Consider the following 25,770-nt stretch of genomic DNA (forward strand, 5'->3'; position numbering starts at 1 on the left):
CTCGGACTGCCGCACCGGTGACCGGGTATGCGCCCGTCGCAGTCCATGCGACAGGAGGGACATCATGCTGAAAACCCTCGCGGTTCGGCAGGCCGACATTGGCGATGCCATCGCCGACACGTGGAGGTCGGTGCTGCTCTTCATCCCGAAGGCAGTGGCCTTCATCGTCATCCTCGTGATCGGCTGGCTCATCGCCCGAGCGGTCCTCAAGATCGTGGACACGGTGCTGGAACGGTTGCGGTTCGACGAAGCGGTCGAACGCGGAGGCATCAAACGGGCACTGGAGAGAACGAAGTACGACGCCAGCGACATCCTGGCCAGGCTGGCCTACTACGCGGTCCTGCTGTTCACCCTGCAGTTCGCCTTCGGCGTCTGGGGGCCCAACGCGATCAGTGACCTGATCAGGGGCGTGGTGGCCTGGCTGCCACGGGCGTTCGTCGCGATCATCGTCGTGGTGGTGGCAGCCGCGATCGCCAACGCCGTCCGGGATCTGGTCACCGGGGCGCTGGGCGGTCTCTCGTACGGCAAGGTCCTGGCCGACCTGACGGCGATCTTCATCATCGCGCTCGGCGTGATCGCCGCGCTGAACCAGGTGGGTATCGCCACCACGGTCACCACACCGGTGTTGATCGCGGTGCTCGCCACGGTGGCCGGCATCCTGATCGTCGGTGTCGGTGGCGGTCTGGTGAAACCGATGCAGAACCGCTGGGACGGCTGGCTGCACCGGGCGGCCGAGGAAGCCCGGGCGGTGCAGGAGAACCGGCGGGCCACCGCTGCCGGGCGCGGCGACATGGAGCGGCAGATGGCCGACCGTGGCGGCGAGCGCACCCAGAACATGCCCCGGGTCGACGAGCAGTCGACGATGTCCGGTGGGCGCGGCACGTACCAGTCCGGTGCGGCCGACGAAACCCAGCAGCGCCGCCCGTAGCGGGGCGAACCAGAACGGATCGTCAGGGGAGGGTGTCCGCGTTGTGGCGCGGGCGCCCTCTCGCGCGTGCTGCCGCTGCCCGACGCTCTCAGGCGCCCTGGAGCGAGCGGGCCAGCGCGCAGACCGCGACCAACCGGGTGAGCGGCCATTCCGGCTCGCTCCAGTCCACCGGGCCGGTCGGCGGCACCCATCCGTGCTCGTACGCGACCGTGCGGACGCCCTCGGCGTAACCGGCGAGCGCCGCGGCGGTCAGCGGCCGGCGGTCCCCGTCGAGGCTGTCCCGAACGGCGGCCGCGTGCTGGTCGACCAGGGCGAGCAGCCCGGGTCGCGCGGCCGCGGCGGCCAGCCCGGCGGTGCCCACGGAGACGGTGAGGGCGGCCAGGCTCGACTGCGCCGAGTCGACGGCGGTACGGGAGGCGACCCGGCTGAACGGCACACGCATGGTGACCGAGGCTAACCGATCGGTGAGCGGATCGGCTTCGTCCACTCGGCGGGTGTGGGTGGTGCCACCGGACGACTCGGGGTTGGCCGCGAGGGTTGATCCGGCACAGACGGGGCAGCAGGAGAGGCAGGGCACAGGAGGGCACACGGAGGTACCGATGGGGGAGCAGGTGGACGGGCCGGATGAGCAGCACCGACGGCCGGCGGGGGTGAGCGACGCGACGGTGGCCGCGCTCGGCAAGCTCAGCGAGGCGCTGGAATGCGTGGAACGGGCCCGGGGGCACCTGTACTCGTTGCACCAGTTGATCGGGCACGCCGACCTGATGCTCGACGACGCGGTGGAGCGGTTCCGTGCCGCCGGGCACCCACGGATCGCCGAGCGGATCGACACCGAGCTGCTGGGCCGCAACGTGATCGCCGGCCGGTGGACGTTCCAGATCGTCGAGGACTTCGACGACGGCTACCACGCACTGTTTCGGGAGCTGGACCAGCAGGCCCGCGACGAGCTGGTGGGCGGACGGCGGCACCTGTACGAGGCGGAGATGAAGGAGCACCGCCGTAGCCGGGGCCGGCCGGGGCACGAGGCCCGACCGGCCGGCGAGGGTTAGTCGCCGGCGGTGGCGTCGGCCGGTCGGCGGCGGGCCGCGTCGTCGGCGATGATCACGGTCGCCACCATGATCGCGACGCAGACGCTGAACAGCCACGACTCGTCGGAGACGAGCCAGGCCGACACGGGCGCCTGCAGTGCGGCGAGCAGGAAGCCGAGCCAGGCGAGGCGGCGCTGACGCGTGGAGAGGATTCCGGTGCCTTGATGCATCCCGAAAGTCTGACGCGAACCAACCGCCTTGCCGTCACCCGATCGGCCGATTCTGGATGAGCTGTCCGCTTTCTCGACCGTTCGGACGGCACTTCCTGTCGCGTCCGGTGGCCGCCTGGCCTCGGCACTAAACTGCCGCTGCGGCAGGATGGTGTCTCGTGACCGCGCCCACGCCGCCCCGCGCCTCGCTGCTCCTGCTGGCCTACCTCGGGTTCGTCAGCCTCGGCCTGCCCGACGGGCTGCTCGGGGTCGGCTGGCCGTCGATCCGCACGGAGTTCGGCGTACCGACCGGGGCGGTCGGGCTGTTGCTCACCGCGGGCACCGTCGGCTACCTCACCTCCAGCGTGCTCGCCGGGTTCACGCTGGCCCGCCTCGGCGTGGGCGCGCTGCTCGCCGGCAGCACCCTGCTGGCCAGCCTGGCGCTGACCGGCTACGCCCTGAGCCCCACCATGGCAGTGATCGTGGGTTGCGCGCTGCTGCTCGGGCTGGGCTCCGGGGCGATCGACTCCGGGCTCAACGCGTACGCGGCCGGCGCCTTCGGCCCGCGCCACATGAACTGGCTGCACGCCTTCTTCGGACTGGGCGTGGCGATCGGACCGCTGGTCATGACCGGCGTGCTGAGCGCCGGGCTGAGCTGGCGGTGGGGGTACGGCATCGTGGCCGCCGCCCAACTCGTCCTCGCCACCGCGTTCGCGCTCACCGTGCGGGCCTGGCAGCGCCGCGACCCGATCCCCGCGCCGGGCGGCGAGACGTCGGCCGCCACGCCAAAGGCACCGGTCCCGATCCTGGCCACGCTGCGCCTGCCGGCGGTCTGGTCGGGAACGCTCGCCTTCACGCTCTACGTGGCCATCGAGGTGTCCGCCGGACTGTGGGCGTTCCTGCTGCTGACCGAGGGGCGTGGCCTGAGCGCGGCCGTGGCCGGCGGCTGCGTCTCCGCGTACTGGGGCAGCCTGTTCGTCGGCCGGGTGGTGCAGGGCGTGGTGGCCGAGCGGTTGGGGCCCCGGCTGGTGTTGCGGGCCAGCCTGGCCGGCATGGCCGCGGGCGCGGCGCTGATCGCCGTACCGGGGCCGGCCGCGCTCGCCGTGCTCGGCCTGGTCGTGGTCGGCTTCGCCGCCGCGCCGGTGTTTCCGCTGCTCACCCTCACCACCGCCGAGCGGGTCGGCGCGGCGCACGCCGACCGTGCCATCGGCCTGCAGATCGGCGCCGCCGGGCTGGGCGGAGCGCTCGTCCCGGCCGGGCTCGGCATGCTGATCGGCGCCACGTCGGTGCAGGTCCTCGGCCCGGCGCTGGTGGTGCTCGCGCTGGCGCTTGTCGTGCTCTACGAGCTGGGCGCCCGCCGGCCCGATGCGGGGGCCGGCGGGGAGCACACCGCAGCGGGTACGCCCGGTGCCGGTGCGCCCGCCCAGTCCAGGGCTGGTACGCCCAGCGGGGACTATCCGGTGTCCGGGCCGGTGCGGCCGGTGGTCGACGGACGGTAGGCGCGCTCCGGGTCGGTCGGTACCCGCCCGGCGCCCTCGGCCTGACCGCCACGATCCGCCGCCGCGGGCCCGTGCCCGAACGCGGCCTCCTCACCGGCGTCGTTGCCTGTCACGTCGTCGGCCTGCCCGTCGATGCTGGAGCCCGCCACGGCGCGCTCCAACTCCTCCAGTGGGAGTCGTTCCTCGTCCCGCCACACCCTGTCGTCCGTCATGACATCAGCCGTACCCGGGCGCGATGATCGCAAACGGTCGTGACCGGCCGGAGAGACGGCGATGGCCGCCGGGAACCCCGGCGGCCATCGCGCGAACGCAGCTCACGATCACGGCTGCGGTCGGTCCACCGTCCCGCGCCAGGCGCCGGTCTCCTGACCGCGCCGCTCGATGTACGTCTTGAACCGCTCCAGGTCGCCCTTGGCCCGCCGGTCGACGATGCCGAGCTTGTCGCCGGCCTGCTCGACCACCCCGTGCGGCTCGAACTCGAGCTGCAGGGTGACCCGGGTCTTGTCCTCGTCGAGCCGGTGGAAGGTCACCACACCGGCCTGCTGCGTGCCACCGGTGGAACGCCACGCGACCCGCTCGTCGGGGAGCTGCTCGGTGATCTCGGCGTCGAACTCGCGCTTCACACCGGCGATGTCCACCGTCCAGTGGGTCATCGTGTCGGAGAGCTGCCGAACCTCCCGCACACCCTCCATGAAGTGGGGGAACTCCTCGAACTGCGTCCACTGGTCGTAGGCGGTGCGGACGGGTACGGAAACCTCGACGTGCTCGGTAACGCCACTCATCTCAGGAACCTCCTTCGGTCGCCGGTTGTCGTCAGGATCGGGGGGCGATCCCTCTCACCAGCGGGTTGTCTCGTTCTTGTGCCCGAGCGCGGCCCAGACCTCGGAGACCGTCTGGTACTCGGTGCCGTCGGGCAGCCGCTCCAGCGCCGCCACGATGTCGTCCGGCGCATCGTTCTCGCGGGCGCTGGCGATGAGCACCAGCCGGTCGCCCGGCAGCGCGCTCATCGAGATGAACCGGCCGAGCCGGCTGCGCTGCTCGACGTCGGCGGAACTCATCCCCTGCGGGGTGCCGGTGCGCAGGTCGCCGGCCGGGGCCGTGGTGGTCTCCGGCTGGTCCTCGCCAGCCGGTTCCGGCACCCGGGACTCGTCGACCCGAGAGCCACCGGTCCCCGGCCCCTGAACGAGGCCGCTGACCTCCTGGCTCATCTGCTCGTCGATCCTCGGTCCGTGCTTGCTGTTGCCACGCTCCATGCCTTCTGCGCTACCCGGCACCCCGCCGGGTAAACCGGCACGGAGCCACGAACCGTCCCCCGGGCCGGACGCGAACCGGACATTCGGTCGGACCTGCGGCGGTCAGGAGTCGGCCGGGCTGCGCGGCGGCAGCACCGGCTCCTCCGGGTCGGGGTCGCCGGCCTGCAACCGCCGGCCCCGCTGCACCTCGGCGTTGATCTGCACGCCCAGCATCAGGGCCGAGTTGGACAGGTAGAGCCACACCAGGAACGCGATGGCCGCGCCGAGGCTGCCGTAGGTCGTGTCGTACGAGCCGAAGTTGGCCACATAGAGGCCGAAGCCGAAGGACACCGCCGCCCAGGAGAGCAGGGCGACCGCCCCGCCGGGGGTGAGCCAGCGGAACCGGGGCTGGCGCACGTTCGGGGCGATCCAGAACAGCAGGGACAGCAACGCCATCATGATCATGGCGAGCACGGGCCACTTCGCCACGCTCCACACCGTGCGGGCCAGGCCACCGGCGTTGATCAGGTCGCCGACCGCGTCGGTGACCGGGCCGCTGACGATCAGCCCGAGCGCGACCACCGCGAGCAGCACCAGCGTGATCGCGGCCAGGCCGATCTGCAACGGCCGCAGCCTCCAGACCGGCCGGCCCTCGGTCACCCCGTAGATCGCGTTCGAGGCGCGGGTGAACGCGCCGATGAAACCCGACGCCGACCAGAGCGCGCCCAGCAGACCGAAGCTCAACAGCACCTTGGCGTTGCTCTGCTCGACCACCACGGCCCGGATCACCCCGACCACGCCGTCGTCGGCCACCACCGACCCGGCGCCGATCTGCTCGGCCAGGTCGACCACCGTGTCGACGGTCTGCTGGCCGCTGGACACCAGGCCGACCAGGGCCACCACCACGATGGCGGACGGAAAGAGCGCCAGCACGCCGTAGTAGGTCAGCGCGGCGGCCCAGTCCGAGCAGTTGTCGGTGACGAAGTTGCGCACGCTGCGGACCAGCACCCCCCGCCAGGTCCGCCAGCTCAGCTGCCGAATCCGCCGGGGCACCCGGCCGCCGGGTCCGCCGTCGATCGCCGTACCGGGCTCCGTGGTCGTCATGCCCGCTCCCTGTGCCCCCGGCCGCCGGATGACCGATCATCCGGTCGAGCCTGGCCCGGCCGGTACCCGCGGCGGGAAATCGACAAACCCGCCCGCGCCGTACCGACGCCGTCTACGGTTTGCCGCCCCGCCAGCGGGGAACGGTCACGGTGACCCTGTCCACACGGAGGAGGACGAGATGCCCGGGCGCGAGGACATGCCCAGCACGCTGCGACGCTCCCCGGATAAGGCGCAGCGCACCTGGGAGAAGACGCACGACTCGGCGGTGGAGACCTACGGCGAGGGGGAGCGGTCGCACCGCACCGCCTTCGCCGCGGTGAAGCACGAGTTCGAGAAGGTGGGCGACCACTGGGAGCCCAAGGGCCGCAAGGGCCCGAGTGACCAGCAGGCCGCCGGCGGCGGACCGGAGCGGCGGGCACCCACGGCGGGTGGGGTGGACGCCAACGCCACCAAGGACCACCTGCTGTCAGTGGCGCGCAAGCTGGACGTTGCCGGCCGCTCCAGCATGACCAAGCCGGAACTGGTCAAGGCGATCGAGAAGGCCAACGACCGGGCCACCCGCAGGGCCCGCGGCGACTGACCACCGGCAGACAGACACCGACGCGGTACGGGCGGACGCGGCGCGTCCGCCCGTACCCCGTTCACCAGTGCCCGCCGCCCGGCGCCTCGATGTGCACCGCCTTCGTGGCGGTGAACTCGTCCAGCAGTTCCGGGCCGTACCCGAAGCCCTGCCCACTGGCCCGGCGCGGATGCGCGGCGCCACCCGGTGCGCCCCCGAACACCGCGTTGACCTTGACAGTGCCCACCGGCAGCTCCCGCCAGGCGCGCTGTGCGTGACTCATCGAGGGGGTCAACACCGTGGCGGCCAGCCCGTACGGGGAGTCCGCGGCGCAGCGCAACGCCTCGTCGAACGAGTCGACGACCACCACCGGGGCGACCGGGCCGAAGGTCTCCTCCCGCACCAGCGGCATGTCGTGCCGGCAGTCGGTGACCACCGTGGCCGGATAGAACGCCCCCGGCCCGTCCGGCACCGCACCGCCGACGAGGACCCGTGCGCCGTCGGCCACCGCCGCCGTCACCTGACCGTGCACGTGGTCGCGGTGCCGTCTGTCGACCAACGGGCCCAGCTCGGTGCCCGGGTCCCGGCCCGGCCCTACCCGCAGCGCGTCAGCGTGCCCCACGAGCGCTGCCACGAAATCCTCGGCAACCTGCCGGTGCACGTAGATCCGCTCCACAGCCACGCAGATCTGCCCGGCGTTGGCGAACGCGCCGAGCGCGGCCTGACCGGCCGCCCACAGCGGGTCGACGTCCGCGTCGACGATCAACGGGTCGCTGCCACCGTTCTCCAGCAGCACCTTCGCACCGGTGCGGGCCGCGGCGGCGGCGATCGAGCGCCCGGTGGCGGTGGAACCGACGTGCGCGACCACGTCGACGTCCTGGGCGGCCAGGGCCGCACCGACCTCCGGGCCGCCGGTGAGCAGCGACAGCACACCCGCGGGCAGCGCCTCGTCCAGGGCGCGGGCCAGCAGCCAGCCGGTCGCGGGCGTCCGTTCACTGGGTTTGTAGAGCACCACGTTGCCGGTGACCAGGGCCGCGCCGAGCAGCCCGCAGGACACCGCCACCGGGTCGTTCCAGGGGGTTATCGCGGCCACCACACCCCGTGGCTGCGGGGTCATGAAGTCCACCGCGTCCGCGCCGCCGTTCAGTGTCCGCCCGCCGCGCAGCGGTGCCAGCTCCGCGTACTGTCGCAGGGTGCCGATGCCCGCCTCGACCCCGCCCCGGGCGTCCGCGAGGGGCTTGCCCATCTCCGCGGTCACCGCCGCCGCTAACTCGTCGATGACCGCCGCCACCGCGTCCGCCGCCCGGTGCAACGCCGCCGCCCGCGCGGCCGGCGCGGTCGCCGCCCACTCGGCGGCCGTCTCCCGCGCCGCCTGCGCCGCCTTACCGACCTCGTCGGCCGTCGCCACCGGCACCGAGGTGACCGGCGAGCCGTCCGCCGGATCGTGGACGACCAGCTCGCCGCCCGCACCGCCCGCGCCCCACACCCCGCCCACCAACTGCGCAACCGTGTACATGCGGCGCTGCATGCCCCGGCCCCGGCCCGGCAAACGCGTTTCGCCCGGTTGCGCGCCGGGTAGGCGGATCCGATGACAACCACCGGCGCGCAGAACGCGGACGCCGTCGTCGTCGGGGCCGGGCACAACGGCCTCGTCGCGGCCAACCTGCTCGCCGACGCCGGCTGGGACGTGGTGGTGCTGGAGGCGACCTCGGTCCCCGGCGGCGCGGTCCAGTCCGCCGAGGTGACCGCGCCCGGCTACCTCAGCGACCTCTACAGCTCGTTCTACCCCCTCGGGTACGCCTCGCCCGTCCTGCGCGGGCTCGACCTGGGCCGGCACGGGCTGCGCTGGCGGCACGCCCCGGACGTGTTGGCGCACCTGCTGCCCGACGGCCGGGCCGCGGTGATCAATCGGGATCCGGACGTCACGGCCGCCTCGCTGGAGCAGTTCGCCCCCGGCGACGGCAAGCGCTGGCTCAACGCGTACTCCGACTGGCTCGACGTGGCCGAGCCGATGCTGACCTCCATCACCACGCCGTTCCCGCCGGTGCGCGGCGGGCTCGGCCTGCTGCGCCAGCTGCGGATCGCGGGCGCCCTGCGGCTGGCCCGGCGCCTGGTGGTGCCGGTCCGCAAGCTCGGCGACGAACTCTTCGACGGCCCCGGCGGGCCGGCGCTGCTCGCCGGCTGCGCCCTGCACACCGACCTGTCCCCCGAGGAGGCCGGGTCCGGCGTGTACGGCTGGCTGCTGGCCATGCTCGGGCAGCAGGTCGGCTGGCCGGTGCCCGAGGGCGGCGCGCGGCAGATCACCAACGCGCTGGTGGCCCGGCTACAGGAGCGCGGCGGACGCATCCTCTACGGCGCCCGCGTCGACCGGGTGCTCACCGCCCGGGGCCGGGCCATGGGGGTACGCACCGACGGCGGCACGCTGTGGCGGGCCCGCCGGGCGGTCCTCGCCGACGTGCCGGCGCCGGCGCTCTACCTCGACCTCGTCGGTGCGGCGATGCTGCCGTCGCGGCTGGTGGAGGACCTGGCGCACTTCCGGTGGGACGGCTCGACGCTGAAGGTGGACTGGGCGCTCTCCGCTCCGGTGCCGTGGACCAACCGGCAGATCGCCGGCGCCGGCACCGTGCACCTCGGCGCGGACCTCGACGGGTTGACCTCCTACGCCGGTGAGCTGGCCCGTGGCGAGCTGCCCCGGGACCCGTTCCTGCTGGTCGGGCAGATGTCCGTGGCCGATCCCAGCCACTCCCCGCCGGGCACCGAGTCGCTCTGGGCGTACACCCACCTGCCGTTCCGCCGGGACTGGCGGGCCGAGGACATCGCCGGGCACGTGCAGCGGATGGAGGACGTCCTGGAGGCGGCGGCCCCGGGCTTCCGGCAGCTCGTCGTCGGCCGGCACGTGGCCGGCCCCGCAGACCTGGAGAGGGGCAACCCGAGCCTGGTCGGCGGGGCGCTCGGCGGCGGCACCGCGGCCGCGTACCAGCAGCTGTTCCTGCGCCCGATCCCCGGTCTGGGCCGGGCGGACACGCCGGTGGACCGGCTCTTCCTGGCCAGCGCCTCGGCGCACCCGGGCGGCGGGGTGCACGGCGCGCCGGGCGCGAACGCCGCCCGCGCGGCGCTGGCGCGCGACCGTGCCCTCACCGGGCGGGCGTACGCCGCAGCCATCGCCACCGCCCACCGCGCCGTCTACCCCGACTGACCCGGCCGGCCCGCCGCGCGGGCCGGCCGGGCGTCGGTCAGCCGGTGATGTTGCGGTGCTTGCTGCGCAGCTTGAACGGCATCAGCGCGCTCTCGACCTTGGTCGCGGTGGTCATCTTCGACTCGCCGTCGCGCCGCTCCTCGAAGCGGATCGGCACCTCCAGGATGGTGTGCCCGAGCTTGGTGGCCAGGTAGTGCATCTCCACCTGGAAGCTGTAGCCGTTGGACTGCACCCGCTCCAGGCCGATGTCCCGCAGCGCGTCGGCCCGCCAGATCTTGAAGCCGGCGGTCAGGTCCCGGATGCGTACCCGCAGCAGGGTGTGCACGTAGAGGTTCGCCCAGCCGCTGAGGGCCCGACGGTAGAGCGGCCAGTTCTCGTCCAGCTCGCCGCCGGGCACATAGCGGGAACCGATCACCACGCTGGCCTGGGTGGAGAGCAGCGCGCCCAGCATCCCCGGCAGCGCCGCCGGCGGGTGCGACAGATCCGCGTCCATCTGCGCCACGAACTCGGCGCCGCCCTCGATCGCCCGGGTCATCCCGGCGACGTACGCCCGACCCAGGCCCTCCTTGCCGGCCCGGTGCATCACCTCGATGCGCTCCGGGTGCTCGATGGCCAGCTTGTCGGCCACGTCGCCGGTGCCGTCGGGGGAGTTGTCGTCGGCGACGAGGATGCGCAGGCCCGGCAGCGGCAGTGCGAGCAGCCGCTCGACCAGCGCCGGGAGGTTGCCCGCCTCGTTGTAGGTGGGCACCACGACAGTCAGGTGTGCGTCTCGCCACGGCGACGGCAACTGGACGGGCTCGATCATGTCGGACATCCTCGGTTTGCGGACACGGCTACCTCAGAGGGTAGCCAGTTGCCCGATCCGGATTGAAAAGGCTCCCCGTCCGGAGGCCGCTGGGCTGGCCGCAGGGCGTGGCGCGCACGCCCGGCGCCACGACGGTCCGCGTCACCGCGGCCCCTTCTGCCGCGTGGCGATGTCGGAGAGCCGGTTGAGTGTCTCCCGGTTGCGCAGGTGCAGCACCAGGTCGTTGACCTTGGTGCGGACCCAGCGCAGCGGCCCGGCGGCGAAATCCTCCCCGATACGCACGCGGGTGGAGCCTCCGTCGACCGGTTCCAGGGTGAACGCCACGATCGCCTCGCCGGCCGGCCAGAGCCCGGCCCGCAGCACCAGCCGGTGCGGTGGCTCGCAGACCAGCACCGTCGAGGCGTCCTGCAACGAGAGCGGCCACGGCCCGGCCCGGTGGTGCAGTCGACTGCCCACCCGGGGCCAGGCGTCGTCCACGTCGCGGACGTGCGCCGTCCCGACCACCCAGTCGCTGTACGTCCACCCGTCGGCCAGCACGTCGAACACCTGCTGCGGGGAAGCCTCGATCACTTTCTCCACTATCGCCACTGTGCTCCCATACCCGCGCCTTTGCGAGGGCTAACAGAGGCGTCGGGTTAGCTTCTCTTCGGCTGTGGGTAAGGCCGACGCGGGGCACCGCTGGCGGCGCTGGCCCACGGCGCCGACGACGTTTACTCCTCGGGGCGCAGGGAACCCGCCGGCTGTGCGACAGGACCAGGAGGATCCGTATCAGCGCAGGTCAGCCCGGGTTTATGCCGGTGCTGGTCGGGTCGTTTCCGGGTCTGTCGGGTCTCTGCGAGGTGCCCTGTACGACGCGGTGCTGCTGGACCGCGACGGCACCCTGATCGAGGACGTGCCGTACAACGGCGACCCGGAGAAGGTGCGGCCGGTCCCGGGCGCGCGGGCGGCGCTGGACGAGTTGCGGGCCGCCGGGCTGCGGCTGGGCGTGGTGACCAACCAGTCGGGCCTGGCGAGGGGCTTCTTCAGCGAGGAGCAGATGCGGGCCGTGCACGCCCGCGTCGAGGAACTGCTGGGCCGCTTCGACGCGTGGTTGGTCTGCCCGCACGACGACGCCGACGGGTGTGACTGCCGCAAACCGGCACCCGGGCTGGTGCACGCCGCCGCCCGGGAGTTGGGCACGAGTGCGACGCGGTGCGTGGTGGTGGGCGACATCGGTCGCGACGTGGCGGCCGCGCTGGCGGCGGGCGCCGCCGGTGTGCTGGTGCCCACCCCGGTGACCCGACCGGAGGAGGTCGCCGCCGCCGGGTGGGTGGCCAGCGACCTGCCATCGGCGGTACGGGAGATCCTGCGCCGCCAGCAGGCGGTGCGGCCCGCGCAGGTCACCGAGCCGGTGGGGACGGCTCTGGTGGTGCGGTCGGACTCGGCCGGGGACGTGCTGGTCACCGGGCCGGCGATCCGCGCCGTCGCGGCCGGCGCCCAGCGGGTGGTGCTGCTGTGCGGGCCACGCGGGCGGGCCGCCGCCGAGCTGCTGCCCTGCGTCGACGAGATCATCGAGCATCCGCTGCCGTGGGTCGACCCGACGCCGGCACCGGTCGACCCGGCCGCCATGCGAACCCTGACCGACCGCCTCGCCGCCGTCGGCGCGGACCAGGCGGTGGTGTTCACCTCGTTCCACCAGTCCGCCCTGCCGCTGGCGCTGCTGCTGCGGATGGCCGGGATCTCCCGGATCGCCGCGATCAGCGACGACTACCCGGGGTCCCTCGTGGACATCCGCCACCGGGTCCCGGTGGGCGTTCCCGAATCCGAACGGGCGCTCTCCCTCGCCGCCGCCGCCGGGCACCGGTTGCCCGACGGCGACGAACCGTTGCTCCGGCTCCGGCCCGACGCCGTGCCACCCCGCCCGGTCGACGCCGGTGAACCCGGCTACGTGGTGCTGCACCCCGGGTCGGCCGCGTCGAGCCGGGCCTGCCCGACCGCGCTGGCGGCGCGGATCGCCGGGGCGCTGACCGCCGCCGGGCACCGGGTGCTGGTCACCGGCGGACCCGACGAGCGCACGGTCACCGCGACGGTGGCGGCGGCCGGCGGCACCGACCTGGGTGGCCGAACCGACCTGGCCGGGCTGGCCGCGATCGTGGCCGACGCCGCCGCGGTGGTGGTCGGCAACACCGGCCCCGCGCACCTGGCGGCGGCGGCCGGAGTGCCGGTGGTGAGCCTCTTCGCGCCGACCGTCCCCTTCGGGCAGTGGGGGCCCTACCGGGTGCCCACCGTCCGGCTCGGCGACGCCGGTGCGCCGTGCCGCGACACCCGGGCGGCCACCTGCCCGGTCCCGGGGCATCCGTGCCTGAGCGGCGTCGACCCGGCCGAGGTGGTCGACGCGGTTCGGACGCTGGTCAGCGGTGGTGGTGACCGATGAACATCCTGCTCTGGCACGTGCACGGCTCCTGGACCACGTCGTTCGTGCACGGCAAACACCGCTACCTGGTCCCCACCACACCCGACCGCGGCCCGTACGGCCTCGGCCGGGCCCGCACCTATCCCTGGCCGGACAGCGCCGTCGAGGTGGCCCCCGACGACCTGCCGGGCAGCGACGTCGACCTGGTCATCCTGCAACGTCCCGAAGAGGTCGACCTGGCCGAACAGTGGCTGGGTCGCCGGCCCGGCCGCGACGTCCCCGCCATCTACGTGGAGCACAACACCCCCAAGGGCGACGTGCCCAACACCCGCCACCCGATGGCCGACCGGAGCGACCTGCTCGTCGCCCACGTCACCGGGTTCAACCAGATCTTCTGGGACACCGGCACCACCCGCACCACTGTGGTCGACCACGGCATCGTCGCCCCCGCCGTCTCGTACACCGGCGAACTGGACCGGCTCGCCGTGGTAATCAACGAGCCGGTGCGGCGGGGACGGGTCACCGGCACCGACCTGCTGCCCCGCTTCGCCGAGATCGCGCCGCTGGACGTGTTCGGCATGGGCGTCGCCGGTCTCGCCGACCACCTCGGGCTGCCCGCCGACCGGCTCACCAGCCACGACGACGTACCCCAGGACCGGATGCACGCCGAGCTGGCCCGGCGGCGCGCGTACCTGCACCTGTGCCGCTGGACCTCGCTCGGGCTCAGCCTCATCGAGGCGATGGCGATCGGCATGCCGGTCGTCGCGCTCGCCACCACCGAGGCGGTGACCGCGGTGCCCCCGGAGGCGGGGGCCCTCGCCACCCGGATGGACACCCTGCTCGACGCCGCCAGCCGGTTCATCGCCGAACCGGCCGCCGCACGTCAGGCGGGCGCGGCGGCGCGGACCGCCGCGCGCGACAGGTACGGCCTCGACCGTTTCCTCGCTGACTGGGACCGGCTGCTGGAGGAGGAAGTATGCGGATCGCGATGATCTCGGAGCACGCCAGCCCGCTCGCCATCCTCGGAGGCGAGGACGCCGGCGGCCAGAACACCCACGTCGCGGAACTGTCCGCCGCGCTCGCCGCCGCCGGGCACGAGGTGCGGGTCTACACCCGCCGTGACGCCCCCGACCTGCCGGTGACCGTCCGCACCCCGGACGGGTACGACGTGGTGCACGTGCCGGCCGGCCCGGCCGAGCCGGTCGCCAAGGACGCGCTGCTGCCCCACATGCGGGAGTTCAGCCGGTGGCTGGTCGAGCGGTGGCGGGGTGGGGACTGGGTGCCCGAGGTGATCCACGCGCACTTCTGGATGAGCGGCCTGGCGGCGCTGACGGCCGGCCGGCAGACCGGGGTGCCGGTGGTGCAGACGTACCACGCGCTGGGCACCGTCAAGCGCCGCTACCAGGGCGTGCAGGACACCAGCCCGGCCCGGCGCATCTCCTACGAGCGGGAGTTGGGCCGTTCGGTGGACCGGGTCGTCGCGCAGTGCCGCGACGAGGTCGGCGAGCTGGTGCGGATGGGGGTCCCCCGGTCCCGGATGACCGTCGTCCCCTCCGGGGTCAACCTCGCCTCGTTCACCCCGCTCGGGCCGGTCGCCGACCGCGAGCCGGGTCGGGCGCGGATCCTGACGGTGGGCCGGCTCGTCGAACGCAAGGGCTTCCAGACGGTGGTCCGCGCGATGGCGCTGGTCCCCGACGCCGAGTGCGTGGTGGTCGGCGGGCCGCCCGAAGGGCTGCTGGAGACCGACCCGTACGCCCGGCGGCTGCGGGCGCTGGCCGAGTCGTGCGGGGTCGCCGACCGGGTGCACCTGGTCGGCGCGGTGCCCCGGGAGGAGATGGGCCGCTGGTACCGCTCGGCGGACCTGCTGGTCGCCGCCCCCTGGTACGAGCCGTTCGGGTTGACCCCGCTGGAGGCGATGGCCTGCGGCGTGCCGGTCGTCGGCACCGCCGTGGGCGGCATCCGCGACACAGTGGTCGACGGGACGACCGGCGACCTCGTGCCGGCGCGCGACCCGCACGCCCTGGCCACCGCGATCCAGCGTCTGCTCGATGATCGGATCCGGCGTTTCCGGTACGCCACGGCGGCAGGCGAGCGGGCCCGGTCGCGGTACTCGTGGGCGGCCACCGCCGAACGCCTGGCCGGGATCTACGGCGAGGTCGCCACGGTGCGCCGGCCGACGCGGGTGGTGGCCTGATGCCGGCGGGCAGCCTGCTCGACACCCACCTGAACAACCTCGCGGCGGCGCTGCCGCCCTACCGGCGGTGTGAGCCGCAGCTGGCGCGCTGGGGCGCGGACCTGGCATACCGGCTGGCCGGCGGCGGCCGGTTGCTGGTCGCCGGCAACGGTGGCAGCGCGGCCGAGGCCCAGCACCTCACCGCCGAACTGGTCGGCAGGCTGCACGACGACCGTCCGCCGCTGTCGGCCATCGCCCTGCACGCCGAGACCAGTGCGCTGACCGCCATCGCCAACGACTACGGCTACGACGAGGTCTACGCGCGCCAGGTGCGCGCCCATGGCCGCCCCGGCGACGTCCTGCTGCTGCTCAGCACGAGCGGCGCCAGCCCCAACCTGCTCGCCGCCGCGCACGCCGCCCGCGAGGCCGGCCTCACCACCTGGGCGCTCACCGGGCCCGCCCCCAACCCCCTCGCCGACGCCTGCGACGAGGTGCTCGCCGTGTCGTCGGTCGACACCCAGGTCGTCCAGGAGTTGCACCTCGTCACCAGCCACCTGCTGTGCGAGTACCTCGAACAGGAACTGCCCGCCGCGCTGGCCGCTGCCGTACCCGCCCGACCGGCGCCGACCGAGCCCGCGCCGGCCGGTCGGCTTCCGTCCGGCAGGCCGGTACGCACCGGCGTCGAGGTGGTGCTCGACGGCGGTGCGGAGCAACAGGTCGACGCGTGAGGATGAGGAGGAAAGCGTGAGGGGACCCGTGGTGGTCGTCGGCGACACCCTGCTCGACCGGGACGTGGAAGGGATGGTGAACCGCCTCTGCCCGGACTCCCCGGTGCCGGTGCTCGACGAGACCTCGGCGGTCGACCGGCCCGGCGGCGCGGGCCTGGCGGCGGTGTTCGCCGCCGCCCAGGGTGCCGACGTGGTGCTGGTGACCGCGCTCGCCGACGACGCCGGGGGCGCGCGGCTCAGTGCGCTGCTCGCCGCCGCCGGAGTGCGGGTGTACCCGCTGGCCCTGTGCGGGGCGACGCCGGAGAAGATCCGGTTGCGGGCCCGGGGTCGGGTGCTGCTGCGGCACGACCGGGGCGGTGCGTCCGGTGAGCCGGGCCAGCCCTCCGACGAGGTGCTGCGGGTGATCGGTGCGGCGTCGGCGGTGCTGGTCAGCGACTACGGCCGGGGGGTGGCCCGGCAGCCCGCGCTGCGCGCCGCGCTGGCCGCCACCCGCGCGCCGGTGGTGTGGGATCCGCACCCGCGCGGCCCGGCCGCCGTGCCCGGCGTCCACCTGGCCACCCCGAACGAGTCGGAGGTACGCGAGCTGGTGCCCGCGCTGCCCGGGGCGTCCCGCCTGGCCACCGCCTCCCGGGGCGCACAGGGGCTGCGGCGGCGCTGGCGGGCCGGCGCGGTCGCGGTGACCCTGGGCGGGGACGGCGCGTTGCTCTGCCACGCCGGGTCGACACCGCTGGTGGTGCCGACCCCGGGCAGCGCCGAGGGGGACACCTGCGGGGCCGGTGACCGGTTCGCCGCCGCCGCCAGTCTGGCCCTGGCCGAGGGCGCGCTGGTCTCCGAGGCGGTGCAGGCGGCGGTCGCCGAGGCGTCCGCGTACGTTGCCGGTGGGGGAGTGGCCGCGGCCCTGCCGCCGCCGGTGGGCGCGAGGGGTGAGCCGGTGTCGCGGACCCGGCGGTCGGCACCGAGCCTGTCCGGCGTCGTGGGGTCGGGCGCTGACCGGGTGGGCGTCGCGGCGGTCGCGGGGCTGCTCGCCGAGGTACGGGCCGCCGGCGGCACGGTGGTGGCCACCGGAGGCTGCTTCGATCTGCTGCACGCCGGGCATGTGGCCACTCTGCAGGCCGCCCGGCAGTTGGGTGACTGCCTGATCGTGTGCGTGAACTCCGATGCGAGTGTCGCCGGGCTCAAGGGCTCGGACCGGCCGGTGATGGCCGAGGGTGACCGTGCGCGGTTGCTGGCCGCGCTGGGTTGCGTGGACGCGGTCATGGTCTTCGACGAGCCGACGCCGGACGCGGTGCTGTCGTGGCTGCGGCCGGACGTCTGGGTCAAGGGTGGGGACTACGCGACAGGCGGTGGGGACGCCACCACGCTGCCCGAGGCGGAGGTCCTGCGCCGCTGGGGTGGGAACACGGTGGTGGTGCCCTATCTGGACGGTCGGTCCACCACCGACATGATCGCCCGCTCCGGCGGGCGGGGCGCCGGCGTCGACCCCGCCTTCGGCCGAGCGGAGCATCCGGTCGTCGCGCCGGTGTCGATGACGCGGGAGGGGACCCGATGACCGCCATGAGCCCCGGTGCCGGGCCCACCGTCCTGGTCACCGGCGGCTCCAGCGGGCTCGGCGCGGCGGTGGTCGCCGCGGTGGCCGCGTCGGGTGGCCGGCCGCTGGTGCTGGACCGGCAGCCGCCGGTCGACGGGGTGTCCTGGACGGAGTGCGACCTGGCCGACACCCGGGCCGCCGAGGTGGCCACCCAGCACCTCGCCGAGCAGGCCGGTGGCCTCGACGCCGTGGTCACCGCCGCCGGCATGGACGTGCCGGGTCGCCTCGCCGACGTGCCGGGGGAGACCTGGGACCGGATCGTCGCCGTCGACCTGCTGGCCACCGCCGCGGTGATCCGGGCCGCGCTGCCGTTCCTGCTGACCTCGCGGGGACGCATCGTCACTGTCGCGTCCACCCTGGGCGTCAAGGCGGTCAGCGACGCCACCGCGTACTGCGCGGCGAAGTTCGGCGTGGTCGGCTTCACCCGTGCCCTCGCCGCCGAGCTGGCCGGCCAGGTCGGGGTCACCCTGCTCATTCCCGGGGGAATGCGGACCGCGTTCTTCGACGAGCGCGACCCGCAGTACAAACCGGGACCGGACGCCAACCTCAACGATCCGGTGGACACGGCCGCGGCGGTCATGTTCGCGCTCAACCAGCCGCCCGGCTGCGCGGTCCGCGAGCTGGTGGTCTGCGCCGAGCAGGAGACGTCGTACCCGTGATCCTCGTGCTGCGCGCCCTCGGCGTCGGCGACCTGGTCACCGCCGCGCCCGCGCTGCGGGCGCTGCGCGCCGCGTACCCGGGTCGGGAACTGGCGCTCGCCGCGCCCACCGCGCTGGCGCCGCTGGTCGACCTGGTGGGCGGCGTCGACCGGCTGGTGGACACCTCCGGGCTGGACGGGCCGGTCTGGCCCGGTCCGGCCCCGCTGGTCGCGGTCAACCTGCACGGTCGCGGCCCACAGTCACACCGGCTGCTCGCCGCCGCCCGTCCCGCACGGCTGCTGGCCTTCGCCAACACCGACGCCGGGTTCGGCGACGGCCCGCGCTGGGTCGACGAGGAGCACGAGGTGGACCGGTGGTGCCGGCTGCTGTCCTGGTACGGGATCCCGGCCGACCGCACCGACCTCGCGCTGCGGCGACCCGCGCCGAGCGGTCTGCCCGTCGGGGCCACCGTGCTGCATCCCGGCAGCAACGTCCCCGCCAAGCGCTGGCCCGCCGAGCGGTTCGCCGCGCTGGCGCGGGCGCTCACCGACCGGGGGCACCGGGTGCTGCTCACCGGCTCGGCCGACGAGCGGGCGCTGACCGCCCGGGTGGCCGACGCGGCCGGTCTGCCACCCGACTCGGTGCTGGCCGGTCGGACGGACCTCGGCGCGCTGGCCGCGCTGGTCGCCGACGCCCGGCTGGTGGTCAGCGGGGACACCGGCGTGGCTCACCTGGCCACCGGCTACGGCACGGCGTCGGTGGTGCTCTTCGGGCCGGTGCCGCCGGCCCGGTGGGGCCCGCCGCCGGATCGGCCCCGGCACCGGGTGCTCTGGGCCGGCGACGAGCATAAGCCCAGGTGGGACGGGGTAGGAAGCCATCCGGCGTTGGCGGCGGTGCACCTCGACGAGGTGTTGGCCGCCGTGGACGAGGTGGAACGGGTGGTGCGGGTCTCCGGTGCGGTTGCGGCGTAGCGATCCGGGTCGGCCGGGGTACGGCCGTCGACGGCGTGGCAAGGGGTGGCTCTTCGTCGATCCGGCCGGCGCCCCGGTCAAGGATCCCGACGTCCTGGCCCGGCTGCGTGAGTTGGTCATCCCGCCGGCCTGGCAGGACGTCTGGATCTCGCCGTACCCGAACGGGCACATCCAGGCGATCGGCGTTGACGTGGCCGGCCGCAAGCAGTACCTCTACCACCCGCTGTGGCGGGAGAAGCAGGACGAGGCGAAGTTCGACCACATGCTGGAGGTGGCCCGCCGGCTGCCGGTGCTGCGCGAGCGGGTGGGGCGCGACCTGGACGGCCGAGGGCTGGGTCGGGACCGGGTGCTGGCCACGGTGGCCCGGCTGCTGGACATGGGGATGTTCCGGGTCGGCAGCGACCAGTACGCGGCCGGCGACGAGCCGACGTTCGGGGTGTCCACCCTGCGGCCCGAGCACGCCCGGTCCCGCAAGGGCTGTGTGGTCTTCGAGTTTCCCGCGAAGGGCGGCATCGAGCAGGTGCGCCGGATCGAGGATCCGGAGCTGTGCCAGGTGCTGACCAACCTGCGCCGTCGCCGGCGTACGGCGGACCGGCTGTTCGGCTACTGGGACGGTCGGGAGTGGCGCGACGTGCGCAGTGACGAGGTCAACGTCTATCTGCGCGACGCCAGCGGTGGGGAGATGACAGCCAAGGACTTCCGCACCTGGCATGCCACCGTGCTGGCCGCCACCGAGTTGGCCACCGTCGGCCCGGCGCGTTCGATGACCGCCCGGCGCAAGGCCGTCGTGGCGGTGATGCGCGAGGTGGCCGAACTGCTGGGCAACACGCCCACGGTGGCGCGTACCTCCTACGTGGACCCCCGCGTGGTCGACCTCTACCACGACGGGGTGGTGGCGTCGTTGGATCCGCGGGCGCCGCGCGAGGAGGCCGAACGCGTCGTGTTGGAGTTGCTGGAGAAGGCCTGAGGCGACACCCGGGCGGCCGCCCGCCGCCGCCTGGCGGCGGGCGCCTCGCCACAGCCCCCGATGGTTGTCAGTTTGCCCGGGGCGCGTTGCGCATGGGTGCCGGTTGATTGACGATCCGCGCCGGATCGGAGTGGCTCTCGCGGTACGCCTGCGGGCTCAGCCCGTGGGCGGCCCGGAACACCCGACTGAAGTGGGCTTTGTCGGAGAAGCCCCAACGGGCGGCGATGGCCTGCACCGGCTGGGTACGCAGCACCGGGTCGGTGAGGTCACGCCGGCACCGCGCCAGCCGCAGGTCCCGGATGTACGACGCCACGGTGGACTCCTCACCCTCGAACAGCCGGTGCAGTGTGCGCAGCGCGATGTGGTGGGCGTCCGCGACGACCTGCGGGGTGAGTGCCGGGTTGCCGAGGTGGCGGTGGACGTACGCCTGCACCTGGGTGACCAGCGCGCGTCGGCGTACCTCGGTGGGCACCGCGTCCTCGGCGACCAGGTGCCGCCCGAGCATGGTGGTGGCCAGGTCCAGTCCCACCGCGCCGAGCCGGTTGGCGTCGGCGGCGTGGTACTGCTCGGGGTGCCCGTTGATCCGGAGCAGGAACTGCGCCAGCAGCGCCCCGACTCCCTCGCTGCCGGGCATCCGGCCGCCGTAGAGCGCGGCCAGCCGCTGCGGCGGCAACGGCAGCGCGGCGTGCGGAATCAGCGTGATGATCGAGGTGGCCTGGTCGCGTTCCGGTTCGGTGGCGTGGTGACAGACGTCGTGCGGGCGGGAGGCGTCGTAGAAGGTGAACTCGCCGGTCTGGATCTCGCTGTGCCGACCGTCCTGGCTGGAGGTGCCGACGCCGCCGGTGGTGAGGGCGAGGACGTACAACTCCGGGTCGGAGCGCTGGATCAGCTTGCGGGTGCGGGTGGCGTCCAGCGACGGGTACCGGTATTCCACCAGCTGGATCGGGCCGAGGTGGAGGAAGTCGGCGCGGGCGGCGAAGTCGGCGCTGTGCGCGGACTGGATCCGCAGGGGCGCCGACGTGCGCGCGACCAGGTCCAGCCACATCCCGAACCGCTCACCCGGCGGCAGGACGGTGGTGTCGACGGTGTCCCGGTGCAGCATCCGGCCTCCTCAGGCGGCTCGGCGGTGGATCAGGGCCTCGATGCCGTCGAGGATGCGGTCGAGGCCGAAGGTGAACTCGTCGTCCGGGTCGTCGTCCTGGGTCAGCACGCCGGCGGTCAGCACCCGGTGCAGCGCCGGGAAGCGGGCCGGGTCGATGAGGCGGGCCACCATCCGACCGTACGCCGGCATCACCTCGCCCGGCGCGATGCCGGCGGCCCGGCTGCCCTCGGCGATCTGCGACGTGAGGGTGGCCTCGTTGCGGACGTACCCGGTGATCAGCAGGAGCGCCGACATCTTCTCGCCCTCGGCGAGAGCGGTGGCGTCGAGGCAGCGCAGCCCGTCCTCCAGCCAGCCGAGCTGCTGTGGCGTGATCGGCGGGCCGGTGATCGGCACGTGCAGCAGCCAGGACCGGTGCCGCAGCACCTCGTGCTCGGCCCAGGCCCAGCGGGTCAGGCCGGCGCGCCAGTCGTGCTCCGGCGGGGGCGGGCCGGGTGACGGGCCGTACCCGGTGTCCACCATGAGCATCAGCAGCTCGTCCTTCGCGCTGACGTACCGGTAGAGGGCCATGGTGGCGGCGCCCAGCTCCTTGGCCACCCTGCTCATCGAGACGGCGGCGAGCCCGTCGGCGTCGGCGACCCGTACGGCGGCGTCCACGATGGTGGGCACGCTCAGCCCCGGTCGGGGGCCTTTCGGTGGCCGCTCCCGCAGCCCCCAGGCGCTCTCGATGGCCGGCGGGATCACTGGCCCGCTGTCGTCTGTCTTCGCCGCCACATGTCCTCCTTGCTCCGCCATCCTAGTTCTGCGTATGGTCTACGCATAACAGCGTACGCCATACGCAGAAAGGGTTGATCATGACGACGACCATCACGCCGGCACCGCGGGCCGGCCGGCGGGAGTGGATCGGGTTCACGGTGCTGATGCTGCCGCTGCTCCTGGTCTCGATGGACGTGTCGGTGCTCTACTTCGCCGTCCCGTTCATCAGCGAGGAGCTGCGCCCCACGGCCACCCAGCAGCTCTGGATCTTCGACATCTACGGCTTCGTGCTGGCCGGGCTGCTGATCACCATGGGTGCCCTCGGCGACCGGATCGGCCGTCGCCGGCTCCTGCTGATCGGCGCCGTCGCGTTCGGGGCGGCGTCCCTGCTGGCCGCGTACGCCGACAGCGCCGAGACGCTGATCGCCGCCCGCGCCGTACTCGGCGTGGGTGGGGCCACCCTGATGCCGTCCACGCTCGCCCTGGTGCGCAACATGTTCCACGACGCCAGGCAGCGCGGCACCGCGATCGGGATCTGGACCGCCACGCTCACCGGCGGCGTCGCGATCGGTCCGGTGCTCAGCGGCGTCCTGCTGGAGCACTTCTGGTGGGGCTCCATCTTCCTGATCAACATCCCGGCGATGCTGCTGCTGCTCCTGCTCGCCCCGGTCCTGGTGCCCGAGTTCCGCAACCGGTTGGCCGGGCGGTTCGACCTGCTCAGCGCGGTGCTGTCACTCGCCGCGCTGCTACCGGTGATCTACGGGATCAAGGAGATGGCCCGCGACGGCGTCAACGCGGCGCGGGTGCTGGCCATCGTCGCCGGTCTGCTGGTCGGTGCGCTCTTCCTGCACCGGCAGCGGACCCGGGCGTACCCGATGATCGACCTGGCGCTGTTTCGCCGCCGCGGCTTCGCCGGGTCGCTCGCGGTCAACCTGCTGGCGATGTTCGCCCTGGTCGGCTTCGCCATCTTCACCACCCAGCACCTCCAGTTGGTGCTCGGCCTGAGCCCGCTGCGGGCGGCACTGTGGAGCCTGGTGCCGTCGCTCGCGGTGGGTGCGATCGCGCCGGCCGCCGCCGCGCTCGCCCAGCGCGTCGAGCGGGCGTACCTGATCGGGGCCGGCTTCGGGAGCGCCGCGCTCGGCTTCGTGGTGCTGACCCGGGTCACCCCTGAGACGCCGCTCTGGCTGCTGCTCGTCGGCGCCAGCGTCTACGCGGGTGGCCTGGTGATGGTGATGTCACTCGTCACCGAGTTGGTGCTCGGCGCGGCGCCGCCCGAGCAGGCCGGGGTGGCGTCGGCGCTGACCGAGTCCAGCAGCGAGCTGGGCGGCGCGTTGGGGATGGCGATCCTCGGCAGCGTCGGCGCGGCCGTGTACCGCCGCGAGATCCTCGACGGCCTGCCGGCCGGGTTGCCCGTGGAGGCCGGCGATGCGGCAGGAGAGACCCTGGGCGGAGCGCTCGCGGTGGCGCGGGAGCTGCCGGCGGATCTGGCCGACGCGGTGCTGCACGCCGCCCGGGTCGCGTTCACCGACGGGCTGCACCTCGCCGCGATCGCCGCCACGGTGGCGATGCTGGCGGGCGCGGTCACCGCGCTGGTCGCGCTCCGTGGCGTCCGGCCGGTCGACCCCGCGGCGGTGGCCGCCGAGCCGACCGGTCCGACTGATACCTCGTTGTCGCCGCTCAGTCGTTGAGCACCTGCGCGAGCCGGTCGCGGAAGCGCCGCTCCGAGTCGCTGACCGTCTCGCCGCCGAGGCCGAGCAGCCCACCGCTGGACGCGGCGCCGACCACCTGCTCGGCGATCTGCACCAGCCAGTGCCGGTACGCGCCGGCCGCACCCTCGTCGACCCGCGCCGCCAGCAGCGCGGACGCCTCACCGGCCCGCACCAACACGTCGTCGATCATCGCGCGCGGGTCGGCGGGCGCGATGGTCGGCAACTCCTCGCCGGTCTCCGGGTCGCCGACCCGGGTCACGATCTCGCCGGCCACGGCGGCGACCAGCGGGCTGGCCGACTCCCGGCCGGCGGCGATCGTCTCCAACCCGGCCGCGTTCTCCGCCATGGTCCGGCGGGTGCCGTCGGACTCGGCGGCGCTCGCCGCGGTCAGCACCGACTGCGGCAGGCCGACCAGCAGCCCCCACTCCCCGTCGGAGAAACCGAAACCGGTGTACGCCGGCTGCTCGATCACGGCAACGCCCCTTCCACCCTGCTCTGCTCTGGTCAATCGGTTGGCCGGGTCAGGCTAGTCCAGCGTCAGCAGACCCTGCTCGGACACCACGCGCACCGACAGCGTCTTGTACCCGACCTCGTCGAAGAGAACCGTCATCTTGTCGTCCTCGTAGGAGAGCACCATGCCGCGCCCCCACTCCGGGTGGCGCACCTGGCTGTGCACCGGGAACGGCCCGACCGCGCCCTGGTCGGCCGCGCTGGTGCCGTTGTGGCAGTTGTCGCAGTGCGCGCAGACCTTGGTCATCTGCTCGCCGAAGTAGGCCAGCAGGGTCTGCCCCCGGCAGGCGGTGGTCTCGGCGAAGGCCCGCATCATGTCGGTGCGGGACCGGGTGACCGTCTGCTGCCGCTCCGCCTCGGCCAGCGCCGCTGCGGCGGCGTCGGCCGGGGTGGGGGCGTAGCGGGGTGCGCCGATGCGCTGGCGGGCGCGTGGCTCGGCCGCGCCGACCTGCTCCAACAGGGAGAGGTACTGGCCCAGCTTGCGCGGCCCGAGTCCGGTGACCTCGCGCAGCTCGGTCTTGGTGGCCGGCTTGCGGCGTAGCAGCGCGGCCAGGTCCCGCAGCTCGTTCTCGTCCGGCAGACCGCCGCTGAAGAAGCGTTGCAGGCCCACGTCCTCGGCCTGCCAGAGCAGCAGCACCCGGGCCGGCTGCCCGTCGCGCCCGGCGCGGCCGATCTCCTGGAAGTAGCTGTCCGGCGAGTCGGGCAGCGCCATGTGCACCACCCAGGCGATGTTCGGCTTGTCGATGCCCATGCCGAACGCCGAGGTGGCCACCATGATCGGCACCTGGTCGGCGAGGAACGCCTCGTGCAGCTCGTTGCGCGCTCCGGCCGACATTCCACCGTGGTAGAACTGCGCCGGGAAGCCCGCGTCGGTCAACCGGGAGGCCAGCTCCTCGGCCGACCGGCGGGTCGGCACATAGATGATCCCCGGCCGCTCGTCGTCCCGCAGCAGCGCGACCAGCCGCCGCCACCGGTAGTCCTCGGTGGGGCAGTGCGCCACCTCCAGGAACAGGTTCGGCCGGTCCAACCCGGACACCACAACCTCCGGCTCGCGCAGCCGCAGTCGGGCGATGATGTCGTCGCGTACGGGTGGGGAGGCGGTGGCGGTCAACGCGACCACCGGCGGCCGGCCGATGCCCTCGATGAGGTGTCCGAGCGCCAGGTAGTCGGGGCGGAAGTCGTGCCCCCAGGCCGAGATGCAGTGCGCCTCGTCGATCGCCACCAGCGCGGGCTTGAGCGCGGCGACCTCGGCCATCCGGTCCGGGTTGCTGAGCTGCTCCGGGGTGATGAACAGGAACTCCGCGCGGCCCGTACGGATCTCGGCGATCGCCTCGGCCTGCTGGCTGGGCGACTCGTTCGAGCTGATCCGTACCGCCCGCAGCTCGGGGCGCTGGCGTTCGTTGAGGGCCGCGATCTGGTCCTGTTGCAGGGCCAGCAGCGGAGAGATCACGACGGTCGGCCCGGGGATCAGGCTGGCCGGGATCTGGTAGATGGCCGACTTGCCGGCGCCGGTGGGCAACACCACCAGGGCGTCGCGTCGCTTCATGACCGCGCGCATGGCGGCCAGTTGGTTGGGCCGCAGCGCCTTCCAGCCGAAGAGGCTCCGGGCCGCGCGGCGCAACGTCATCGAATGCGTGGACAGTTTCATCGAGGGCCGGAGGTACCCGAGCCCATGACCG

General features: G+C 73.8%; 27 protein-coding genes. 14 read left to right on the plus strand and 13 right to left on the minus strand.

The genetic code is table 11. The annotated features are described in order from the left end of the window. Positions 1 to 64: 64 nt before the first annotated feature. A complete protein-coding gene (locus ABZ808_RS15655; protein WP_357006198.1) occupies positions 65 to 928 on the plus strand; it encodes a hypothetical protein in 864 nt (287 codons plus the stop codon). Between the two features lie 88 nt (positions 929 to 1,016). Here ABZ808_RS15655 and ABZ808_RS15660 read toward each other — a convergent pair whose 3' ends face one another. After that, positions 1,017 to 1,370, minus strand: coding sequence for a DUF6401 family natural product biosynthesis protein (locus ABZ808_RS15660; protein WP_357006199.1), 354 nt, complete (start codon positions 1,368 to 1,370; stop codon positions 1,017 to 1,019). A gap of 157 nt (positions 1,371 to 1,527) precedes the next feature. On the opposite strand from ABZ808_RS15660, the gene ABZ808_RS15665 reads away from it, so the two are divergent. Then, positions 1,528 to 1,977: a hypothetical protein gene (locus tag ABZ808_RS15665; RefSeq protein ID WP_357006201.1), complete on the plus strand. Its 450-nt coding sequence runs from the start codon at positions 1,528 to 1,530 to the stop codon at positions 1,975 to 1,977. On the opposite strand, the gene ABZ808_RS15670 is transcribed toward ABZ808_RS15665, so the two are convergent. Beyond that, the gene (locus tag ABZ808_RS15670; protein ID WP_357006203.1) at positions 1,974 to 2,186 is read right to left on the minus strand and encodes a hypothetical protein; all 213 of its coding nucleotides are present in this window, start codon (positions 2,184 to 2,186) and stop codon (positions 1,974 to 1,976) included. The two genes, ABZ808_RS15665 and ABZ808_RS15670, sit on opposite strands and share 4 nt — an antisense overlap. Before the next feature lie 158 nt (positions 2,187 to 2,344). On the opposite strand from ABZ808_RS15670, the gene ABZ808_RS15675 reads away from it, so the two are divergent. Beyond that, positions 2,345 to 3,664, plus strand: a complete 1,320-nt coding sequence (locus ABZ808_RS15675; RefSeq protein WP_357006205.1) for an MFS transporter — start codon at positions 2,345 to 2,347, stop codon at positions 3,662 to 3,664. On the opposite strand, the gene ABZ808_RS15680 is transcribed toward ABZ808_RS15675, so the two are convergent. The 4 genes from ABZ808_RS15680 to ABZ808_RS15695 all read right to left on the minus strand — a co-directional run bounded on the left by ABZ808_RS15680 (position 3,619) and on the right by ABZ808_RS15695 (position 6,000). After that, the gene (locus tag ABZ808_RS15680; RefSeq protein ID WP_357006207.1) at positions 3,619 to 3,876 is read right to left on the minus strand and encodes a hypothetical protein; all 258 of its coding nucleotides are present in this window, start codon (positions 3,874 to 3,876) and stop codon (positions 3,619 to 3,621) included. The genes ABZ808_RS15675 and ABZ808_RS15680 overlap by 46 nt on opposite strands. Before the next feature lie 108 nt (positions 3,877 to 3,984). Continuing rightward, complete coding sequence (locus ABZ808_RS15685; RefSeq protein ID WP_357006210.1) at positions 3,985 to 4,446, minus strand: SRPBCC family protein; 462 nt, start codon at positions 4,444 to 4,446, stop codon at positions 3,985 to 3,987. Between the two features lie 54 nt (positions 4,447 to 4,500). Then, a complete protein-coding gene (locus tag ABZ808_RS15690) occupies positions 4,501 to 4,917 on the minus strand; it encodes a DUF2795 domain-containing protein (RefSeq protein WP_357006213.1) in 417 nt (138 codons plus the stop codon). A gap of 102 nt (positions 4,918 to 5,019) precedes the next feature. Further along, on the minus strand, positions 5,020 to 6,000 hold the full coding sequence (locus ABZ808_RS15695) for a YihY/virulence factor BrkB family protein (protein WP_357006216.1): 981 nt from the start codon (positions 5,998 to 6,000) through the stop codon (positions 5,020 to 5,022). 178 nt (positions 6,001 to 6,178) lie between these two features. Here ABZ808_RS15695 and ABZ808_RS15700 point away from each other — a divergent pair, with 178 nt between their 5' ends. Further along, positions 6,179 to 6,580 (plus strand): ChaB family protein, encoded by a 402-nt coding sequence (locus tag ABZ808_RS15700; RefSeq protein WP_357006219.1) that lies wholly within the window; start codon positions 6,179 to 6,181, stop codon positions 6,578 to 6,580. A 61-nt stretch (positions 6,581 to 6,641) separates the two neighbouring features. Here the strand turns inward: ABZ808_RS15700 and ABZ808_RS15705 are convergent, their stop codons facing one another. Next, positions 6,642 to 8,075, minus strand: coding sequence for an aldehyde dehydrogenase family protein (locus tag ABZ808_RS15705; protein WP_357006222.1), 1,434 nt, complete (start codon positions 8,073 to 8,075; stop codon positions 6,642 to 6,644). A 72-nt stretch (positions 8,076 to 8,147) separates the two neighbouring features. On the opposite strand from ABZ808_RS15705, the gene ABZ808_RS15710 reads away from it, so the two are divergent. Then, positions 8,148 to 9,755 carry an NAD(P)/FAD-dependent oxidoreductase gene (locus tag ABZ808_RS15710; RefSeq protein WP_357006225.1) on the plus strand — a complete coding sequence of 536 codons (1,608 nt, stop codon included), beginning with the start codon at positions 8,148 to 8,150 and terminating at the stop codon, positions 9,753 to 9,755. Positions 9,756 to 9,792: 37 nt separating this feature from the next. On the opposite strand, the gene ABZ808_RS15715 is transcribed toward ABZ808_RS15710, so the two are convergent. Then, on the minus strand, positions 9,793 to 10,560 hold the full coding sequence (locus tag ABZ808_RS15715; protein ID WP_357006228.1) for a polyprenol monophosphomannose synthase: 768 nt from the start codon (positions 10,558 to 10,560) through the stop codon (positions 9,793 to 9,795). Between the two features lie 141 nt (positions 10,561 to 10,701). Then, positions 10,702 to 11,148, minus strand: coding sequence for an SRPBCC family protein (locus tag ABZ808_RS15720; RefSeq protein WP_357006231.1), 447 nt, complete (start codon positions 11,146 to 11,148; stop codon positions 10,702 to 10,704). A 268-nt stretch (positions 11,149 to 11,416) separates the two neighbouring features. Between ABZ808_RS15720 and ABZ808_RS15725 the strand changes: the two genes are divergently transcribed. From ABZ808_RS15725 to ABZ808_RS15760, 8 genes are read left to right on the plus strand one after another with little or no spacing between them, the layout of a single operon-like run. After that, a complete protein-coding gene (locus ABZ808_RS15725) occupies positions 11,417 to 12,973 on the plus strand; it encodes an HAD-IIIA family hydrolase (protein WP_357006234.1) in 1,557 nt (518 codons plus the stop codon). After that, positions 12,970 to 13,944: a glycosyltransferase gene (locus tag ABZ808_RS15730; protein WP_357006237.1), complete on the plus strand. Its 975-nt coding sequence runs from the start codon at positions 12,970 to 12,972 to the stop codon at positions 13,942 to 13,944. Before ABZ808_RS15725 ends, ABZ808_RS15730 begins: the two co-directional genes overlap by 4 nt. Next, on the plus strand, positions 13,929 to 15,146 hold the full coding sequence (locus tag ABZ808_RS15735; RefSeq protein ID WP_357006240.1) for a glycosyltransferase: 1,218 nt from the start codon (positions 13,929 to 13,931) through the stop codon (positions 15,144 to 15,146). Before ABZ808_RS15730 ends, ABZ808_RS15735 begins: the two co-directional genes overlap by 16 nt. After that, positions 15,143 to 15,853 (plus strand): SIS domain-containing protein, encoded by a 711-nt coding sequence (locus tag ABZ808_RS15740; protein WP_357006815.1) that lies wholly within the window; start codon positions 15,143 to 15,145, stop codon positions 15,851 to 15,853. The genes ABZ808_RS15735 and ABZ808_RS15740 overlap by 4 nt, the downstream gene beginning before the upstream one ends. Positions 15,854 to 15,869: 16 nt before the next feature. After that, on the plus strand, positions 15,870 to 17,402 hold the full coding sequence (locus tag ABZ808_RS15745; RefSeq protein ID WP_357006243.1) for a PfkB family carbohydrate kinase: 1,533 nt from the start codon (positions 15,870 to 15,872) through the stop codon (positions 17,400 to 17,402). Beyond that, positions 17,399 to 18,100 (plus strand): SDR family oxidoreductase, encoded by a 702-nt coding sequence (locus tag ABZ808_RS15750; RefSeq protein ID WP_357006245.1) that lies wholly within the window; start codon positions 17,399 to 17,401, stop codon positions 18,098 to 18,100. Before ABZ808_RS15745 ends, ABZ808_RS15750 begins: the two co-directional genes overlap by 4 nt. Continuing rightward, positions 18,097 to 19,050, plus strand: a complete 954-nt coding sequence (locus ABZ808_RS15755; RefSeq protein ID WP_357006248.1) for a glycosyltransferase family 9 protein — start codon at positions 18,097 to 18,099, stop codon at positions 19,048 to 19,050. The genes ABZ808_RS15750 and ABZ808_RS15755 overlap by 4 nt, the downstream gene beginning before the upstream one ends. Beyond that, positions 19,034 to 20,017 (plus strand): DNA topoisomerase IB, encoded by a 984-nt coding sequence (locus ABZ808_RS15760; protein ID WP_357006251.1) that lies wholly within the window; start codon positions 19,034 to 19,036, stop codon positions 20,015 to 20,017. The genes ABZ808_RS15755 and ABZ808_RS15760 overlap by 17 nt, the downstream gene beginning before the upstream one ends. A gap of 67 nt (positions 20,018 to 20,084) precedes the next feature. On the opposite strand, the gene ABZ808_RS15765 is transcribed toward ABZ808_RS15760, so the two are convergent. Next, positions 20,085 to 21,119, minus strand: coding sequence for a helix-turn-helix domain-containing protein (locus ABZ808_RS15765; RefSeq protein ID WP_357006254.1), 1,035 nt, complete (start codon positions 21,117 to 21,119; stop codon positions 20,085 to 20,087). Positions 21,120 to 21,128: 9 nt separating this feature from the next. Beyond that, entirely contained in the window at positions 21,129 to 21,890 is a 762-nt protein-coding gene (locus tag ABZ808_RS15770; RefSeq protein WP_357006257.1) for a TetR/AcrR family transcriptional regulator, read from the minus strand. 80 nt (positions 21,891 to 21,970) lie between these two features. Here ABZ808_RS15770 and ABZ808_RS15775 point away from each other — a divergent pair, with 80 nt between their 5' ends. Further along, a complete protein-coding gene (locus ABZ808_RS15775) occupies positions 21,971 to 23,560 on the plus strand; it encodes an MFS transporter (protein WP_357006260.1) in 1,590 nt (529 codons plus the stop codon). Here ABZ808_RS15775 and ABZ808_RS15780 read toward each other — a convergent pair. Continuing rightward, entirely contained in the window at positions 23,550 to 24,053 is a 504-nt protein-coding gene (locus ABZ808_RS15780) for a hypothetical protein (RefSeq protein WP_357006263.1), read from the minus strand. The two genes, ABZ808_RS15775 and ABZ808_RS15780, sit on opposite strands and share 11 nt — an antisense overlap. Before the next feature lie 54 nt (positions 24,054 to 24,107). Then, positions 24,108 to 25,739, minus strand: coding sequence for a RecQ family ATP-dependent DNA helicase (locus ABZ808_RS15785; RefSeq protein WP_357006265.1), 1,632 nt, complete (start codon positions 25,737 to 25,739; stop codon positions 24,108 to 24,110). Positions 25,740 to 25,770 lie beyond the last annotated feature (31 nt).

Source organism: Micromonospora sp. NPDC047527 (assembly GCF_040643015.1).
Taxonomy (GTDB): domain Bacteria; phylum Actinomycetota; class Actinomycetes; order Mycobacteriales; family Micromonosporaceae; genus Micromonospora.

Bases quoted from the DNA above. Each gene is read 5' to 3' on its own strand.
- ABZ808_RS15665 (WP_357006201.1), top strand. From the start codon at position 1,528: ATGGGGGAGCAGGTGGACGGGCCGGATGAGCAGCACCGACGGCCGGCG.
- ABZ808_RS15695 (WP_357006216.1), bottom strand. From the start codon at position 6,000: ATGACGACCACGGAGCCCGGTACGGCGATCGACGGCGGACCCGGCGGC.
- ABZ808_RS15765 (WP_357006254.1), bottom strand. From the start codon at position 21,119: ATGCTGCACCGGGACACCGTCGACACCACCGTCCTGCCGCCGGGTGAG.
- ABZ808_RS15730 (WP_357006237.1), top strand. From the start codon at position 12,970: ATGAACATCCTGCTCTGGCACGTGCACGGCTCCTGGACCACGTCGTTC.
- ABZ808_RS15785 (WP_357006265.1), bottom strand. From the start codon at position 25,739: ATGAAACTGTCCACGCATTCGATGACGTTGCGCCGCGCGGCCCGGAGC.
- ABZ808_RS15700 (WP_357006219.1), top strand. From the start codon at position 6,179: ATGCCCGGGCGCGAGGACATGCCCAGCACGCTGCGACGCTCCCCGGAT.
- ABZ808_RS15660 (WP_357006199.1), bottom strand. From the start codon at position 1,370: ATGCGTGTGCCGTTCAGCCGGGTCGCCTCCCGTACCGCCGTCGACTCG.
- ABZ808_RS15670 (WP_357006203.1), bottom strand. From the start codon at position 2,186: ATGCATCAAGGCACCGGAATCCTCTCCACGCGTCAGCGCCGCCTCGCC.
- ABZ808_RS15655 (WP_357006198.1), top strand. From the start codon at position 65: ATGCTGAAAACCCTCGCGGTTCGGCAGGCCGACATTGGCGATGCCATC.
- ABZ808_RS15680 (WP_357006207.1), bottom strand. From the start codon at position 3,876: ATGACGGACGACAGGGTGTGGCGGGACGAGGAACGACTCCCACTGGAG.
- ABZ808_RS15710 (WP_357006225.1), top strand. From the start codon at position 8,148: ATGACAACCACCGGCGCGCAGAACGCGGACGCCGTCGTCGTCGGGGCC.
- ABZ808_RS15715 (WP_357006228.1), bottom strand. From the start codon at position 10,560: ATGATCGAGCCCGTCCAGTTGCCGTCGCCGTGGCGAGACGCACACCTG.
- ABZ808_RS15750 (WP_357006245.1), top strand. From the start codon at position 17,399: ATGACCGCCATGAGCCCCGGTGCCGGGCCCACCGTCCTGGTCACCGGC.
- ABZ808_RS15705 (WP_357006222.1), bottom strand. From the start codon at position 8,075: ATGTACACGGTTGCGCAGTTGGTGGGCGGGGTGTGGGGCGCGGGCGGT.
- ABZ808_RS15685 (WP_357006210.1), bottom strand. From the start codon at position 4,446: ATGAGTGGCGTTACCGAGCACGTCGAGGTTTCCGTACCCGTCCGCACC.
- ABZ808_RS15735 (WP_357006240.1), top strand. From the start codon at position 13,929: ATGCGGATCGCGATGATCTCGGAGCACGCCAGCCCGCTCGCCATCCTC.
- ABZ808_RS15690 (WP_357006213.1), bottom strand. From the start codon at position 4,917: ATGGAGCGTGGCAACAGCAAGCACGGACCGAGGATCGACGAGCAGATG.
- ABZ808_RS15775 (WP_357006260.1), top strand. From the start codon at position 21,971: ATGACGACGACCATCACGCCGGCACCGCGGGCCGGCCGGCGGGAGTGG.